Source organism: Rubritepida flocculans DSM 14296, assembly GCF_000425365.1.
GTDB classification, from domain to species: domain Bacteria; phylum Pseudomonadota; class Alphaproteobacteria; order Acetobacterales; family Acetobacteraceae; genus Roseococcus; species Roseococcus flocculans.
Genome location: NZ_AUDH01000003.1, coordinates 238,151 through 253,058, shown reverse-complemented (window position 1 = coordinate 253,058; position 14,908 = coordinate 238,151). Strand labels below are relative to the sequence as shown.

The window sequence follows — 14,908 nt, the reverse complement described above, 5'->3', positions numbered from 1 at the left end:
GCGGCGCAGCGACTAGCCATCGCGCGCCGTCAGGTCCGCCCAGAGATTCGCGCCGCCCCGCTCCAGCGCCTCGCGGCCGATCTCCGTGGCCCAGGTGACCGCGCTGCCCGCCTCGTCGCGCCAGGCCCACATCCGCCGGGTGAGGTGGTGCAGTGCATGCTCCTCGGTGATGCCGATGGCCGCGAAGGCCTGATGCGCATGCGCGGCGACGAGCTGCGCCGCCTCGCCCGCCATCACCTTCGCGCAGGCGATCTCGAAGGCCGCGCCCTCCATCCCGCGCGCGTCCAGCGCGCGCGCGGCCGTCGCCACCGCGACATCGACCGCCGCCACCTCGCCCGCCGCGACCGCGAGGGATTGCTGCACCGCCTGGAACCTGCCGATGGGCCGGCCGAACTGGCTGCGCGTATTGGCCCACTCCACCGCCAGCGCCAGCGCGCGCGCGGCCGCGCCCGAGATCAGCGCCGCGCGCAGCAGCGCGAGGCCGAGCCTCGCCGCGCGCCCCCCCCAGGCGGGAGGCAGCCTGCCCTCCGCGATCATCGCGCCGGGCGTGAGGCGATCGCGCGGCTCGCGCGCGATGTTCGCCTGCGGCGCGTGGCTCCCGGGCAGGTGCAGGGCGAGGCGCCCGCGGTCATGCCGCAGCACCGCCGCGGCGTGGCGGCCGAAGGGCGCGGCGTTCGTGCCCAGCGTGACGAAGCCCGAGGCCGGCGCGAGACCCGCGGCCGCGAGCAGCGCATTGGCCAGCATCGCCTCGCCCAGCGGCAGCGGCGCGGCGTGGCGGCCCAGCACCTGCCACATCGCCGCCGCATCGGCCCAGGCGAGCCCCACCCCTCCCGCCTCCTCCGGAACGAGGGCGAGCGGCAGGCCGAGCTCCTCCGCGCGCGCCCAGAGCGCGGCGGGCCATTCCCCCGCCTCGACCCGGCGCAGCAGCGCCACCCCGGCCTCCTCCGCCAGCAGCCGCTCCATCTGCTCGAGGACGATCTCGCGCATCAGCGCAGCCCCAGGTCGCGCGCGATGATGCCGCGCAGGATTTCGCGCGTGCCGCCGCGCAGGCTGAAGGTGGGCGAGAGCTGCACGAGATCGTCGAGCAGCGCGCGCAGGCCGGGGGGCATCTCCTCCGGATCGAGCAGGCCGCGCAGCGCCTCGGGCAGCGCCTGTTCGAAGCTGTTGCCGAGATCCTTCAGCAGCGCCGCCTCGCGCGCCGGGTCCTCGCCCCTCTCCAGCATGGCCGCGAGCGAGAGCGACATCTGCCGCAGCGTCGCCAGCCGGGCGACGAGGCGGCCCAGCACCGGCGCCGCGCCCGGCGCGTCGCGCAGCGCGTCCATCCCCTCCGCCAGCGCGGGGAAGGAGGAGAGGATGCGGTCGGGGCCGCTGCGCTCGAAGGCGAGCTCGCTCGTCGCCTGCGCCCAGCCCGCGCCCTCGCGCCCGAGCAGCGCCTCCTCGGGCAGGAGCACCTCGTCGAAGGTCACCTCGTTGAAGCTCTCCTCGCCCAGCAGGTCGCGGATCGGGCGGATGGAGATGCCGCTCGCGCGCAGGTCCACGAGGAACTGCGAGAGGCCGAGATGGCGCGAGCCCCCCTCGGGCGGCGGCGATGTGCGCACCAGCGCGATCATGTAGTCCGAGAGATGGGCGAAGGTCGTCCAGATCTTGCGGCCGTTGAGCTTCCAGCCGCCGCGCACGCGCTCGGCGCGGGTGCGCAGCGCGGCGAGGTCGCTGCCCGCCTCGGGTTCGGAGAGGCCGATGCAGAAGGCGAGCTCGCCGCGCGCGATGGCGGGCAGCAGGCGGCGCTTCTGCTCCTCGCGGCCGAGGCGCAGGAGGAGCGGGCCCGACTGGCGGTCCGCGATCCAGTGCGCGCCGACGGGCGCGCCGGCTGCCAGCATCTCCTCCAGCACCACCGCGCGCTCGAGGCCGCTGCGCGCCTGGCCGCCGTATTCGCGCGGCCAGACCATGCCGATCCAGCCGCGCGCGCCCACCTCGCGCGAGAAGGCGCGGTCGAATCCCATCCAGGAGCGCGCGCGCACCGCGGGCGTCCAGTCGCGGCCGGCCTCGGCGAGAAAGGCGCGCAGCTCGGCGCGCAGCGCGGCCGCACCCGCGGGAATCTCCGGCACGTCGAAGCGCATCGCATTTCCTCCGCGCGCGAGCCTATCGCCCCCGCGTGGACAGCGCGACCCCCCGCACCTACTGTCCCGCGGCGAGAGCGGGGAGCGAGGGGTTCATGGACCAGTTCGGCATCGGCCAGCCCGTGCGGCGCAAGGAGGATGTGCGGCTGCTCACCGGCCGCGGCGCCTACACGGACGATCTGCTGCGCGAAAACATGGCCTGGATGGCGGTGCTGCGCAGCCCGCACGCGCATGCGCGCATCGCGGCCCTCTCGACCGAGGCGGCGCAGCAGGCGCCCGGCGTCATCGCGGTGCTGACGGCGAAGGAGGCGCGCGCCGACGGGCTCGGCCTCTTTCCCGTGCTCGTCGAGGTGCCCGGCCGCGACGGCAAGCCGCTCTGGTGCCCGCCGCGCGAAATCCTGCAGGGCGAGGTGGTGCGCTTCGTGGGCGACCCCGTCGCCATCGTGGTGGCCGAGACGCGCGCCCAGGCGATGGACGCGGCGGAGCTCATCGAGGTGGACTACGAAATCCTGCCCTCCGTGACGGAGACGGGCGCGGCGCTCGATCCCGGGGCGCCGGTGATCTGGCCCGAGCGCGGCTCCAACCTCTGCGTCCACTGGTCGAGCGGGCGCGAGGCGGAGGTGGAGGCGGGCTTCGCGCGCGCGGCGCGCACCGTGCGCGTGGAGCTGGTGAACAACCGCCTCGTCGGCAACCCGATGGAGCCGCGCGTGGCGCTCGGCGAATACGACGCGGCGAGCGGCCTCTACACGCTGCACTCGCCCACCCAGGGCGTGGTGCGCGTGCGCGAGGGGCTGGCGAAGCACGTCTTCCAGGTGCCGAAGGAGCGGATGCGCGTCGTCAGCCTCGACGTGGGCGGCGGCTTCGGCCTGCGCGGCAAGCTCTTCCCCGAGAGCGCGATGGTGCTCTGGGCCGCGAAGCGCACGGGCCGGCCGGTGAAGTGGCGCGCCGACCGCACCGAGACCTTCCTCTGCGACCCGCACGGGCGCGACCATGTGACGCGCGCCGAGATGGCCTTCGACGAGAACGCGCGCATCCTCGCCATGCGCGTGGACACCATCGCCGCCATGGGCGCCTACCTGTTCGACTTCGGCCCGCGCATTCCCACCATCGCGGGCGGGCGCATCCAGGGCACGGTCTACGACATGCAGGCGGTGAACGTGCAGGTGCGCTGCGTCTTCACCAACACCGCGCCGACCGACGCCTATCGCGGCGCGGGCCGGCCCGAGGCGGCCTATGTGATCGAACGGCTGCTCGATCAGGGCGCGCTGGCCTTCGGCATCGGCCGCGAGGAAATCCGCGCGCGCAACTACATCCGCCCCGAGCAGCTCCCCTACGTCAACAGCGCGGGCAACGAGATCGACAGCGGCCGCTTCGAGGAGACGCAGCGCCTCGCCCTCGCCCTCGACGACTGGGAGGGCTTCGCCGCGCGCCGGGCCGAGAGCGCCGCGCGCGGGCGGCTGCGCGGCCGGGGCCTCGGCTACTTCATCGAGGCCTCGGGCGGGCAGCCGGCCGAATGGGCGCGGGTGCGCATCACGCCCGAGGGCGAGGCGCTCGTGCATGTGGGCACCTTCAGCCACGGCCAGGGCCATGAGACGGCCTTCGCCCAGGTGCTGCATGCGAAGCTCGGCATCCCCTTCGAGAAGGTGCGCCTGGTGCAGGGCGATTCCGACCTCGTGCCGCAGGGCGGCGGCACGGGCGGCTCGCGCTCCTCGCAGATGGGCGGTGTCGCGGTGGCGCGCGCGAGCGAGCTCGTGCTCGCCAAGGCGAAGCGGCTCGCCGCGCATCTGCTGGAATGCGCGGAGGCCGACCTCGAGGCCGGCGCCCAGGGGCTGCGCATCGCCGGCACCGACCGGAGCATCGCCTGGGCCGCGCTCGCCGCCGCCGAAATCCCGGGCGAGAGCCCGGGCCTCGACGAGGAGCTGCTCTACAAGCGCAACACCGAGTGCAACTTCCCCAATGGCTGCCACGTCGCGGAGGTGGAGGTGGACCCCGAGACGGGCGAGGTGGCGGTGGTGCGCTACGCGGCGGTGGACGATGTGGGCGTGCCGCTGAACCCCATGCTCGTGCACGGGCAGTGCCATGGCGGCATCGTCTCGGGCATCGGCCAGGCGATCTACGAGCACGCGCGCTACGACGCCGAGAGCGGCCAGCTCCTCACCGCGAGCTTCCAGGACTACTGCCTGCCGCGCGCGGCCGACATTCCCGATCTCGCCGTGGACCTCAACGTGGTGCCCTGCCCCTCCAACGACCTCGGCGTGAAGGGCGCGGGCGAGGGCGGGGCCTGCGGCGCGCCGCCCGCGGTGGTGGGCGCGGTGTGCGACGCGCTGGGGGTGGCGCATCTCGACATGCCGCTGACGCCCGAGAAGGTCTGGCGGGCGCTCGCGAAGCGCGAGGCGGCGCGGCCCTAGCCCGCGGCGATGCCGAGTGCGCGGATCATGCCGCCGATCCCGCGCAGGTCGCGCCCCAGGAAGGCGGCGAAGGCCGCGGGGCCGAGCGGGGTGGGCGAGATCGCGTGCTCGGCCAGGCGCCGGCGCAGGGCCTCTCTGCGCAGCCCCGGCTGATGTGGGCGGCATCGCATGCCGACCGTGCGATTCAAGCTGCCAGGATCATCCGCGCACGAGCGAGACGATGGCCGAGCGCGGCGGCTGGCCGGGGGTGAACTCGGGCCAGCGCGTGGCGGGGCGCTCGAAGCTCGCGCCCTGCTCCGCGCCGGGGCGGCGCACGCCGGCGAAGAGCGTGCCGCCATCGGGGCTGACCGCCACGCCGCCCAGATCCGCCGCGCGCGGGGCGGCGTAGAGGGTGGAGAAGGCGCCCCCCTCCAGCGCCAGCAGCGCCTGGGCGCGCGCGCCCACCCGCCCCTCGCCCAGCGTGCCGAGCAGCACGCGCCCGCGCGCATCGGCGGCGATGGCGCCGATGCGGCCCAGCGCCTGCACCGGCAGGGCGAGCACGCCCATGGAGGGCCCGCCCGCATCCCCGCCCTCGGGCGAGAGCGAGAGCGCGCCGAACTCCCCGCAGAAAAGCAGGCGGTTGCCGCGCCCATCCCAGGAGAGCCCCTGCGGCCCGGCGAAGGGCGTGGCGTTCGCGGCGCGCGCGGCCTCGGGCGCGTTGCCCGCCGCCCCATCGGGCAACGGCAGCCAGACGAGCCGCCCATCCTGCCGCTGCGCCACCGACAGCGCGCCCGCGCCCAGCACCTGGCCGGTCTCGGGCCTGGCGGCGACGAAGCGGAACAGGTAGCCGGCCTGCCCCTGCTCGGCCAGGAACACCACGGCCCGGCCGTCGCGCGCGAGCGTCGCCGCCGCATCGGCCTTGGGATAGCGCCCGAGGGCGGTCTGCTTCACCGGGATGGATTGCGGATCGAGCGGATCGAGCTCCACCAGCCAGCCGAAGCCCTGGCCGCGGCCGAAGCCCGGCAGGCGGCCGGCCCAGGGGGCGGGGTCGCCCTCCGTCAGCAGCAGGGTGCCCCAGGGGGTGGCCGCGCCGCCCGAGACGGCCAGCACGCCGCGCAGCGCGCCGCCAAGCTCCTCGGCCAGCGGGCCGGCCGCGCGGCAGAGCGTGTGCGCCGCCAGCCGCCGCGCCTGGAAGCCGCCATCCACGATGATCCAGCGCCCGCCCTGCAGCTCGAGATTGACGAGGCTCGCCCCCTGCATCTCGGCCGCCGCCTCCGGCCGGTCGCGCCCGCCGGGGAAGGCCATGGCGGCGTTCACGGTGGGGTGGGCCACCGCGAGCACCGCGCGCGGCACGCCATCGGCGGCGCGCGGCGGCAGCACCAGCGCCGCGATGCGCGCATCCCAGCCGAATTGGGCGGAGGCGGCCTCGGCGTCCAGCATGCGCGGGTCGAAGGGCGGCGCGTCGAAGGTCACGCGGTCGCCCCAGCGGATCAGCGTGGTGCGCCGCCAGCCTGGGGCGGCGGCGTCGTCCTGCGCCACGGCGGGCAGGCTCTGCGCGCGCGCAGGCAGGGCGAGCAGCGCGGGCGCGGCGAGCAGGGAGCGGCGGGAGAAACTCATGCGGCGATCTCCTCGATGCGCGGCGGCACATGGGCGCGCACGGGCGGCAGCGGCCCCTCCCAGGGCTCGACTCGCACCAGGCAGGACTGCGCGGAGACGCCCTGGGTGAGCGCCGAGGTCGGCACATCCGGCGTCAGCACATTGGGGTTGCCGTGGACGCAGAGCGCGCCCGGCACGCCCGGCTCCAGCGGGTCGAACCAGGCGCCGGTGGCGAGCAGCGCCACGCCGCGCATCAGGCCCGGATCAAGCCGCACCCCCGCGAGGCAGGCGCCGCGCGCGTTGAACACGCGCACCACCTGGCCCTCGACGAGGCCGCGCTCGGCCGCATCCTCGGGGTGGAGGCGGATGGGCTCGCGGCCCTGGATCTTGTCGGCCGCGGCGATGGGCCCGGGGTCGAGCTGCGAATGCAGCCGCGTGGGGGGCTGCTGGCTGAGCAGATGCAGCTCCCTCGGTGCGGCGTGCAGCAGGGATTCGCGCGGCGGCAGCCAGCAGGGCAGGCCCGGGCAGTCGGGCAGCTTCATCGCGGCGATGGTCTCGCTGAACAGCTCCACCCTGCCCGAGGGCGTGTCGAGCGGATGCGCCTCGGGGTCGGCGCGGAACTCGGCGAACTGCGTGTGTTCCTCGCCGGGCGCGATGGGCGGCATCTCCACATGGCCCTCGGCCCAGAAGCGCTCGAAATCCGGCGCGTCGAAGCCGAACTTCGCCGAGGCGGCCCGCCACCTGGCGTAGAGGTGGCGCAGCCAGGCCCCCTCGTCGCGCTGCTCGGTGAAGCGCTCGCGGTAGCCCAGCGCATCGGCGAGATCGGCGAAGGCGTCGTGGTCGTTGCGCGCCTGGCCCTGGGGCGGGATGGCCTGGTGCATGGCGCGCAGGAAGCGGTCGCGCGAGGAGTGCGCGATGTCGTTGCGCTCGAGCGTGGTGGTGGCGGGCAGCACGATGTCGGCGTGGCGGGCCACGGCCGTCCACCAGGGCTCGCTGACCACGATGGTCTCGGGATGCGCCCAGGCGCGCAGCAGGCGGTTGAGGTCCTGGTGGTGGTGGAAGGGGTTGCCGCCGGCCCAGAAGATCATGCGGATGTCGGGCAGCGGCAGCTCGCGCCCGTTGTAGAACAGCGTGCCGCCCGGGCGCTCCAGCAGCTCCGCGATGCGGCCCACGGGGATGAAATGCGGCACGGGGTTGCGCGCGGGCGGCAGGGAGAGCCCCGGCAGCTCGCGCCGCGGATTGCCGATGCCGCCCGAGGAGCCATAGCCGAAGGCCACCCCCTGCCCCGGCTTGCCGATGCTGCCCAGCACGGCGGCCAGCGCCACCAGTGCCCAGTAGGGCTGCTCGCCGAACTCCGCGCGCTGCAGTGACCAGGCGGCGGTGAGCATGGTGGGGTTGTCCAGGCAGCGCTCCGCGAGGGCGCGGATGGTGCCGGCCGGCACGCCGGTGACGCCCTCCGCCCATTCGGGCGTGCGCGCCTCGAGGGTGGGGCGCAGCCGCTCCCAGCCCACGCAATGCGTCGCCAGGAAGGCGCGGTCCTCGCGCCCCAGCGCCACGATGTGCCGCATCATGGCGAGCATCATCGCCGCGTCGGTGCCCGGGCGGATGGGCACCCATTCGGCGCCGAGCGCGGCCTCGGCGTCGCCGCGATAGGGCGAGATGTTCACCATCCGCACGCCGGCCGCCGCGGCGGCGCGCATGTTCGGCCCGTAGGAGACGGAGGCGCCGCCCGAGGTCACCTCGCCGTTCTTCGCGGCGAGCCCGCCGAAGCAGAGCATGAGGCGGGCGTGGCGCGCGATCGCGGCCCAGTCCGTCATGCGGCCGAGGAACACCTCGTTGGTGCCGAGGATGTGCGGCATCAGCGCCTGGGCGGTGGCGTAGCTGTAGGCGTTGATGGAGGTGGTGTAGCCCCCGCCCAGGCCGAGGAAGCGCTGGAGCTGGCTCTTGGCGTGGTGGAAGCGCCCGGCGCTCGACCAGCCATAGCTGCCGCCGAAGATCGCGGCGTCGCCATGCTCGGCGCGGGTGCGGGCGATCTCCTCGGCGAGGAGGCGCGTGACGCGGTCCCAGGAGACGGGCACGAAGGGATCGCCCCCGCGCAGATGGCCGCGCCGGCGCCCCTCGAGCCAGCCCTTGCGGATGTAGGGGCGGTCGATCCGCGCGGGGCTGTGCACCGTGGCCGGGGTGCTGGCGATGAGCGCGGGCGGGGCCGGATCGCGCGCGAAGGGCCGCACCGCGACGAGGCGTCCGTTCTCGGTGACGGCGTCGAAGAATCCCCAATGGGCGGCGTGCGGCCTGATCTCGCTCATGCGGCGCATTGGAGCCCGGCGGCGCGCGCGGTCAAGCGCCGTCGTGACGGCATCGCGCGGCGCGCCTACACTCGGCCCCCGAGATGACCGGAACGAGGACACGCCGATGACGCCGCCCCGCAACTCCACCGCCGTCCGTGACGTCGCCTCGGTGCTGCATCCCTACACGGATGCGCGCGCGCACCAGAAGAACGGCCCCCTCGTCATCACCCGCGGCGAGGGCGTGCGCGTCTTCGACGAGCAGGGCAAGGGCTACATCGAGACCGTGGCCGGGCTGTGGTGCGCCGCGCTCGGCTTCCACAACGAGCGGCTGGTGGAGGCGGCGGCGCGGCAGATGCGCCAGCTTCCCTTCTACCACGGCTTCACCGGCCGCACCCATGAGCCGCAGGTCGAGCTCGCGGAGATGCTGCTGGAGCGCGCGCCGGTGCCGATGAGCAAGGTGTTCTTCGCCAACTCCGGCTCCGAGGCGAACGACAGCGCGGTGAAGATGATCTGGTACTTCAACAACGCGCTCGGCCGGCCGCGGAAGAAGAAGATCATCAGCCGGCTCAAGGGCTATCACGGCGTCACCGTCGCCGCCGCCTCGCTCACCGGGCTGCCCTACAATCACAAGTTCTTCGACCTGCCCATCGCGGGCATCCTGCACGCCGGCTGCCCGCACCACTACCACAACGCCCATCCGGGCGAGAGCGAGGAGGCGTTCGCAAGCCGCCTCGCCGCCGAGCTCGACGCGCTGATCGAGGCCGAGGGGCCCGACACCGTCGCCGCCTTCTTCGCCGAGCCCATCATGGGCGCGGGCGGCGTCATCGTCCCGCCCGCCACCTATTTCGAGAAGATCCAGGCGGTGCTCGCGAAGCACGACGTGCTGCTGGTGGCCGACGAGGTGATCTGCGGCTTCGGCCGCACGGGCAGCTACTGGGGCAGCCAGACGCTGGGCCTGCGGCCCGACATCCTGACCTGCGCCAAGGCGCTCTCCTCCTCCTACCTGCCCATCTCGGCGGTGATGGTGAACGAGCGCGTCTTCGAGGGGCTGGCCGATGGCTCGGCGGGCATCGGCACCTTCGGGCATGGCTTCACCTATTCGGGCCACCCGGTGCCGGCCGCCGTCGCGGTCGAGACGCTGAAGATCTACGACGAGATCGACCTCGTGGGCCATGTGCGGCGCGTGGCCCCCGCGATGCAGCAGGGGCTGCGCCGCTTCGCCGACCACCCGCTGGTGGGCGAGGTGCGAGGCCTCGGCCTGATCGGCGCGGTGGAGCTGGTGGCCGACAAGGCCGCGCGCCGCAACTTCGACCCCGCGCTGAAGATCGCGCCGCGCCTCGTCAAGCACGGCGAGGCGCAGGGGCTGATCCTGCGCAGCCTGCCCAATGACAGCATCGCCTTCTCGCCGCCGCTGGTCATCACCGAGGCGGAGATCGAGGAGATGCTGGAACGCTTCGGCCGCGCGCTCGATGCGCTGGCGGTGGAGCTGCGGCGCGAGGCGATCGCTGCGGTCTGACGCGCCGGCTTCACCCCGCGGCGGGCGTCCCCTCGCCCGCCGCCATCTCGCGCAGGCGGAACTTCTGGATCTTGCCGCTCGGCGTGCGCGGCAGCGCGTCCAGGATCTCGAGCCGCTCGGGCATGTACTGGCGGGCCATCTGCTGCGCCTCGAGATAGGCCACCATCTCGGGCAGGGTGAGCCGCGCGCCCTCGCGCAGCCGCACGAAGGCGCAGGCGCGCTCGCCCAGGCGCGGATCGGGATAGCCCACCACCGCCACCTCCGCGATGGCGGGGTGCCTGAACAGCAGCCCCTCCACCTCGACGACGGGGATGTTCTCGCCGCCGCGGATGATGATGTCCTTCGCGCGGCCGGCGATGCGGATGTAGCCCTCGGCGTCCATCCGCGCGAGGTCGCCCGTGTCGAACCAGCCCTCGGGGTCCTGCGGGTCGAGCTCGGGGCGCTTGAGATAGCCGAGGAAGTTCGAGCAGCCGCGCACCTGCAGCGCGCCCTCCGCGCCGGGAGGAAGCGGCCGGCCCGCGGGGTCCAGCACGCGCAGCTCCATCCCCGGCAGGGCCAGGCCGTCCGTCTCGGTGGCGCGCGCCGCGTCGTCCTCGAGGCGCGTCGTCGTCACCGCGCCGTTCTCCGACATGCCCCAGGCCGAGACGATGGCCGCGCCCAGCGTGGCCCGCGCCTTGGCCACCAGCGCGCGCGGAATCGGCGCGCCGGCCGAGACGAAGACCCTGAGGCTCGGCGTGCCCTGGCCGCTGGCGGCGACATGCTCGGTGAGGTCGTTGAGGAAGGGGGTCGCGCCCATGGTGAAGGTCGCGCCCTCGGCGCGGATCTGGCGCGCCATCTCCTCGGCGGTGAAGATGTCCTGCAGCACCGCGGTGGCGCCCAGCATCACGGGCATCATGATGCCGTACATGAAGCCGAGCTGATGGGCGAGCGGCGAGGGCATGTGCACCACGTCCTCCGCGCCCAGGCCGAGCCGCCGCGCGAAGGGGCGCAGGTTGGAGAGCAGCGTGTTCGCGCTGTGCGTGACACCCTTGGGCTCGCCCGTGGTGCCGCTGGTGTAGAGGAGCTGGATCACGTCGTCCGGCCCCGCGCCCGGGCCGGGCGGCAGGGGCGGGGCGGCGAACAGCGCGGCGAGGCTCTCCTCGCCGGCCACCAGTACATGCGCGAGGCCAGGCAGCTCCGCGCGCAGCGCCTCGGCCATCGCGCCGTGGTCGAAGCCGCGGAAGCGGCGCGGCACCACCAGCACCTTCGACTGCGCGAGGCCGAGCATGAAGCGCAGCTCGCGCTCGCGGAAGATGGGCATGAGCGGATTGCTGACCGCGCCGAGCTTGAGGCAGGCGAGGTGCAGCGCCGTGAACTCCCACCAGTTCGGAAGCTGGAAGGAGACGACATCGCCCCGCCCCACGCCAAGCGCGGCGAGCCCGCCGGCGAGGCGCGCCGCGCGGTCGGCGAGCGCGGCGTAGCTGAGCCGCGTCTCCTCGCCCGTGTCGCTGCGGCGCGCCACCAGCGCGGTCTTCTCCGGCGTGGCCGCCACCGCGCGCGCCAGGTGGTCGAGCAGCGTCTCCTCGCCCCAATGGCCCGCCTCGCGCATGGCCCGGGCGCGCCAGGCGAGGCTGTTGCGGTTCTCCGTCATGGTTCTCCTCCCCTTCGCCGCATCACGTCTTGCGCGCGTGCTGCACGGCGTCGCGGCCCGCGCGCTCGCGCGCCACGATCAGCTTCATGATCTGCGCCGTGCCGTCGCCGATCTCGAGCCCCATCACGTCGCGCAGGCGCTGCTGGTGCGGCAGGTCGAGCGACCAGCCGTAATGGCCGTGGGTGAGCAGGCATTGGTGGATCACCTCCACCGCCGTCTTGGGGCCGAGCCACTTGCACATGGCGGCCTCGGCCGTGTGCGGCAGCCCCGCATCGCGCAGCCGCAGCGTGTGGTAGCAGAGCTGCCGGATCGCCGCGATCATCCCCTCGCCCTCCGCCAGCGGGAAGCTCACGCCCTGGTATTGCGCGAGCGGCGCGCCGAAGGCCTCGCGCTCGCGGATGTAGGCCCAGCTCTCGTCGAGCGAGGCCTGCGCCGCGCCGCAGCATTGCAGGCCGATCAGCGCGCGGCTGTAGTCGAAGCCCTGCATCACCTGCACGAAACCCGCCCCCTCCTCGCCCAGCCGGTGCGCGGCGGGCACGCGCACCCCGTCGAAGAAGATGGAGCCGCGCCCGATGGCGTGGCTGCCGAGGTCGCGGAAGCGCGTCACCGCGATGCCCGGCAGGTCCATGGGCACGAGGAAGGCGCTGACGCCGCGCGCGCCCGAGCCCGCCCCGCCCGTGCGCGCGAAGACCACGGCGACATCGGCCTGGTCGGCCATGCTGATCGAGGATTTCTCGCCGTGCAGAACATACTCCGCGCCCTCGCGCCGCGCGGCGAGGGCGAGGTTCGCCGCGTCCGAGCCGCCGCGCGGCTCGGTCAGCGCGATGCAGGCCAGCGCCTCGCCGGCGACGAGCCGGGAGATCCATTCCCGCGCGAGGCCCGGTTCGGCATGGCGCGCGATGATCTGCCCGTTGAGCGAGGCGAGCAGCGGCACATAGGCCATGTTGATGTCGGCCTCGGCCACCGCCTCGATGGCGATGCCCGCCATCACGCTGGGCTGGCCGTGGCCGCCCAGCGCCTCGGGCAGATCGGCGCCGATGAGGCCGAGCGCGCCCATCTCGCGCACCAGCTCCCGCTCCACTCGCGCCGTGCTCTCGCGCGCCATGTAGCCCGGGGCGATGCGCGCGCGGGCGAAGCGGCGCGCGGCCTCGGCGAACTCGCGTTCCGCCTCGTCGAGCATGGCCGCTACCTTGCGTGCCGGCGGAAATCGGGCTTGCGCTTCTCGTTGAAGGCGCGCACGCCCTCCTTCGATTCCTCTGTCTGGTAGTAGAGCGCGAGCGCCTGCATCCCGAGCCCACCGATGCCGCGGATGTTGTCGCTGTCGGCGTTGAAGCTGCGCTTGGCGATGGCGATGGCGGTGGGGCTGCGCTCCAGGATTTCGGCGCACCAGCGCGCCACCTCCGCGTCCAGCTCCTCGTGCGGCACCACGGCGTTGACGAGGCCCATGGCCAGCGCCTCCGCGGCGCTGTAGCGGCGGCAGAGATACCACATCTCGCGCGCCTTCTTCTCGCCCACGATGCGCGCGAGATAGGCGGTGCCGAAGCCCGGATCCACCGAGCCCACCTTGGGCCCCACCTGGCCGAATTGCGCGCGCTCGGAGGCGATGGTGAGGTCGCACAGCGTCGCCAGCACATTCCCCCCGCCGATGGCGTAGCCCTGCACCCGCGCGATCACGGGCTTGGGCACCTCGCGGATGAGGGAGTGCAGCTCCTCCACCGGCAGGCCGATCAGCCCGCGCCCGTCGTAGTTGCCGTCATGGGCGGACTGGTCGCCGCCCGTGCAGAAGGCGCGATCGCCCGTGCCGGTCAGCACGATCACGCCGATGGACCTGTCCCAGCCGGCCTTGTGGAAGGCGTGGATCAGTTCCTCGCAGGTGCGGCCGCGGAAGGCGTTCATCACCTTGGGCCGGTTGATGGCGATGGTCGCCACGCCCCCTTCGGCGGTGAAGACGATGTCCTCGTAGCTCATGCGCGTGCTCCCTCAGCCCACCATGGTCAGACCGCCCGAGACGCTCAGCACCTGGCCGGTGACGTAGGCCGCGTCGTCGCTGGCGAAGAAGAGGATGGCGCCGGGCAGATCCTCAGGCGCGCCGATGCGGCCCATGGGCACGGCGCGGCGGAAGGCCTCCTCCAGCTTCTCGGGATTGCCCGCGCCCTGCTTGTAGCCCTCGAAGAGCGCGGTGGCGGTGGGCCCGGGGCAGACCACGTTCACGCGGATGCCATGGCGCGCATGCTCGCGCGCGAGCGTCTTGGAGAGCGCGACGAGCCCGCCCTTGCAGGCGGCATAGACCGCCTCGCCCGAGGAGCCCACGCGCGCCGCGTCCGAGGCGATATTCACGATCGCACCCGCGCGCCGCGCCACCATCCCGGGCAGCACCGCGTGGTGCATGTGCAGCGCGCCCACGATGTTGATGGCGATGAGGCGCTCCCATTCCTCGGGTCTGGTCTCGACGAAGGGGCGGAACACGTCCCAGCCCGCATTGTTCACCAGCACCGCGACGGGGCCGAGCACCGCCTCGGCCGAGGCCAGCGCCGCATCCACCGAGGCGCGGTCGGTGATGTCGCAGGCAAGGGCGAGCGCCCGGCCGCCGCCGGCGGCGATGGCCTGAGCCACCCGCGCGGCGGCCTCGCCGTCGCGGTCCAGCACGGCGACATGGGCGCCGGCCTCGGCGAAGCGGCGGCAGGTGGCGCCGCCGATGCCCCCGCCGCCGCCGGTGACGATCACGGTCTTGCCCTGAAGGCCGCGCATGGTCCGGTTTCCTCCTCGCTCGCGCGGTCTGGCGCCGCCTATATGACAAGGGTATGCTATATTTTGATGGATATGGCAAGACCTTGATGGATCAGCCCCCGCCCGCCGAGGCCAGCGCCCGGTTCGACATCGCCAACCGCCTGTTCCTGCGGCTGTATCAGGCCTCGAACCTCATGCACCGCACGGGCACCCGCGCCGTGGCGGGCTTCGGCGCCACCACCCAGCAATGGGCGGTGCTGGGCGCGCTCTCGCGCCCCGCCGCGCGCGCGCAGGGCATGACGGTGAAGGAGCTCGCGGCCTTCCTCATGGTCAGCCGCCAGAACCTGACGGCGGTGCTGGACCGGCTGGAGGCCGCGGGCCACATCGCGCGCGCGCGTGCGCCCGGGGACGGGCGGCTGCGCCATGTGCGCCTCACCCCCGCGGGCGAGCGCGTGTGGGAGGCGATGCTCCTCGCCATCCGCGCCTATTACGCGCAGGCGCTGCAGGGCTTCACGACGGAGGAATGCGTGACGCTGTTCCGCCTGCTCGACCGTCTGCGCGGCAGCCTCGCCGCCATGGCCGAGCCCGAGGGGGAGTGATCCGGCCGGCGGCCGCGCCGGACGTATCAGGAGGCGAAACAAGCGGCC

12 protein-coding genes are annotated in these 14,908 nt (G+C 73.9%); 3 read left to right on the top strand and 9 right to left on the bottom strand.

The window, feature by feature from the left end:
* Positions 1 to 12: 12 nt before the first annotated feature.
* Both H596_RS20190 and H596_RS0105230 read right to left on the bottom strand, forming a co-directional pair.
* A complete protein-coding gene (locus H596_RS20190; protein ID WP_051212416.1) occupies positions 13 to 987 on the bottom strand; it encodes an acyl-CoA dehydrogenase family protein in 975 nt (324 codons plus the stop codon).
* Positions 987 to 2,117, bottom strand: coding sequence for an acyl-CoA dehydrogenase family protein (locus tag H596_RS0105230; protein WP_037300068.1), 1,131 nt, complete (start codon positions 2,115 to 2,117; stop codon positions 987 to 989). The genes H596_RS20190 and H596_RS0105230 overlap by 1 nt, the downstream gene beginning before the upstream one ends.
* Positions 2,118 to 2,212: 95 nt before the next feature.
* On the opposite strand from H596_RS0105230, the gene H596_RS0105225 reads away from it, so the two are divergent.
* On the top strand, positions 2,213 to 4,525 hold the full coding sequence (locus tag H596_RS0105225) for a xanthine dehydrogenase family protein molybdopterin-binding subunit (RefSeq protein ID WP_027284000.1): 2,313 nt from the start codon (positions 2,213 to 2,215) through the stop codon (positions 4,523 to 4,525).
* Here H596_RS0105225 and H596_RS23750 read toward each other — a convergent pair.
* The 3 genes from H596_RS23750 to H596_RS0105210 are packed head-to-tail and all read right to left on the bottom strand — an operon-like array spanning position 4,522 to position 8,406.
* Positions 4,522 to 4,695 (bottom strand): hypothetical protein, encoded by a 174-nt coding sequence (locus H596_RS23750; protein ID WP_156910040.1) that lies wholly within the window; start codon positions 4,693 to 4,695, stop codon positions 4,522 to 4,524. The two genes, H596_RS0105225 and H596_RS23750, sit on opposite strands and share 4 nt — an antisense overlap.
* Positions 4,696 to 4,723: 28 nt before the next feature.
* Positions 4,724 to 6,121, bottom strand: a complete 1,398-nt coding sequence (locus H596_RS0105215) for an alkaline phosphatase PhoX (protein WP_027283999.1) — start codon at positions 6,119 to 6,121, stop codon at positions 4,724 to 4,726.
* Complete coding sequence (locus tag H596_RS0105210; RefSeq protein WP_037300147.1) at positions 6,118 to 8,406, bottom strand: molybdopterin-dependent oxidoreductase; 2,289 nt, start codon at positions 8,404 to 8,406, stop codon at positions 6,118 to 6,120. The genes H596_RS0105215 and H596_RS0105210 overlap by 4 nt, the downstream gene beginning before the upstream one ends.
* A gap of 106 nt (positions 8,407 to 8,512) precedes the next feature.
* On the opposite strand from H596_RS0105210, the gene H596_RS0105205 reads away from it, so the two are divergent.
* A complete protein-coding gene (locus tag H596_RS0105205) occupies positions 8,513 to 9,904 on the top strand; it encodes an aspartate aminotransferase family protein (RefSeq protein WP_027283997.1) in 1,392 nt (463 codons plus the stop codon).
* A 10-nt stretch (positions 9,905 to 9,914) separates the two neighbouring features.
* Here the strand turns inward: H596_RS0105205 and H596_RS0105200 are convergent, their stop codons facing one another.
* From H596_RS0105200 to badH, 4 genes are read right to left on the bottom strand one after another with little or no spacing between them, the layout of a single operon-like run.
* The gene (locus H596_RS0105200; protein WP_027283996.1) at positions 9,915 to 11,534 is read right to left on the bottom strand and encodes an AMP-binding protein; all 1,620 of its coding nucleotides are present in this window, start codon (positions 11,532 to 11,534) and stop codon (positions 9,915 to 9,917) included.
* A 22-nt stretch (positions 11,535 to 11,556) separates the two neighbouring features.
* A complete protein-coding gene (locus H596_RS0105195; protein ID WP_027283995.1) occupies positions 11,557 to 12,714 on the bottom strand; it encodes an acyl-CoA dehydrogenase family protein in 1,158 nt (385 codons plus the stop codon).
* Positions 12,715 to 12,719: 5 nt separating this feature from the next.
* The gene (gene badI, locus H596_RS0105190) at positions 12,720 to 13,502 is read right to left on the bottom strand and encodes a 2-ketocyclohexanecarboxyl-CoA hydrolase (RefSeq protein ID WP_027283994.1); all 783 of its coding nucleotides are present in this window, start codon (positions 13,500 to 13,502) and stop codon (positions 12,720 to 12,722) included.
* Between the two features lie 12 nt (positions 13,503 to 13,514).
* The gene (gene badH, locus H596_RS0105185) at positions 13,515 to 14,282 is read right to left on the bottom strand and encodes a 2-hydroxycyclohexanecarboxyl-CoA dehydrogenase (RefSeq protein WP_027283993.1); all 768 of its coding nucleotides are present in this window, start codon (positions 14,280 to 14,282) and stop codon (positions 13,515 to 13,517) included.
* Positions 14,283 to 14,368: 86 nt separating this feature from the next.
* On the opposite strand from badH, the gene H596_RS20185 reads away from it, so the two are divergent.
* Positions 14,369 to 14,860, top strand: coding sequence for a MarR family winged helix-turn-helix transcriptional regulator (locus H596_RS20185; RefSeq protein WP_037300063.1), 492 nt, complete (start codon positions 14,369 to 14,371; stop codon positions 14,858 to 14,860).
* Positions 14,861 to 14,908: the final 48 nt, after the last annotated feature.

Coding starts and splice junctions, on each gene's coding strand:
- H596_RS0105210 (WP_037300147.1), bottom strand. CDS start 8,406: ATGAGCGAGATCAGGCCGCACGCCGCCCATTGGGGATTCTTCGACGCC.
- H596_RS0105225 (WP_027284000.1), top strand. CDS start 2,213: ATGGACCAGTTCGGCATCGGCCAGCCCGTGCGGCGCAAGGAGGATGTG.
- badH (WP_027283993.1), bottom strand. CDS start 14,282: ATGCGCGGCCTTCAGGGCAAGACCGTGATCGTCACCGGCGGCGGCGGG.
- H596_RS0105195 (WP_027283995.1), bottom strand. CDS start 12,714: ATGCTCGACGAGGCGGAACGCGAGTTCGCCGAGGCCGCGCGCCGCTTC.
- H596_RS20185 (WP_037300063.1), top strand. CDS start 14,369: ATGGATCAGCCCCCGCCCGCCGAGGCCAGCGCCCGGTTCGACATCGCC.
- H596_RS0105230 (WP_037300068.1), bottom strand. CDS start 2,117: ATGCGCTTCGACGTGCCGGAGATTCCCGCGGGTGCGGCCGCGCTGCGC.
- H596_RS23750 (WP_156910040.1), bottom strand. CDS start 4,695: ATGCGATGCCGCCCACATCAGCCGGGGCTGCGCAGAGAGGCCCTGCGC.
- badI (WP_027283994.1), bottom strand. CDS start 13,502: ATGAGCTACGAGGACATCGTCTTCACCGCCGAAGGGGGCGTGGCGACC.
- H596_RS0105205 (WP_027283997.1), top strand. CDS start 8,513: ATGACGCCGCCCCGCAACTCCACCGCCGTCCGTGACGTCGCCTCGGTG.
- H596_RS20190 (WP_051212416.1), bottom strand. CDS start 987: ATGCGCGAGATCGTCCTCGAGCAGATGGAGCGGCTGCTGGCGGAGGAG.
- H596_RS0105215 (WP_027283999.1), bottom strand. CDS start 6,121: ATGAGTTTCTCCCGCCGCTCCCTGCTCGCCGCGCCCGCGCTGCTCGCC.
- H596_RS0105200 (WP_027283996.1), bottom strand. CDS start 11,534: ATGACGGAGAACCGCAACAGCCTCGCCTGGCGCGCCCGGGCCATGCGC.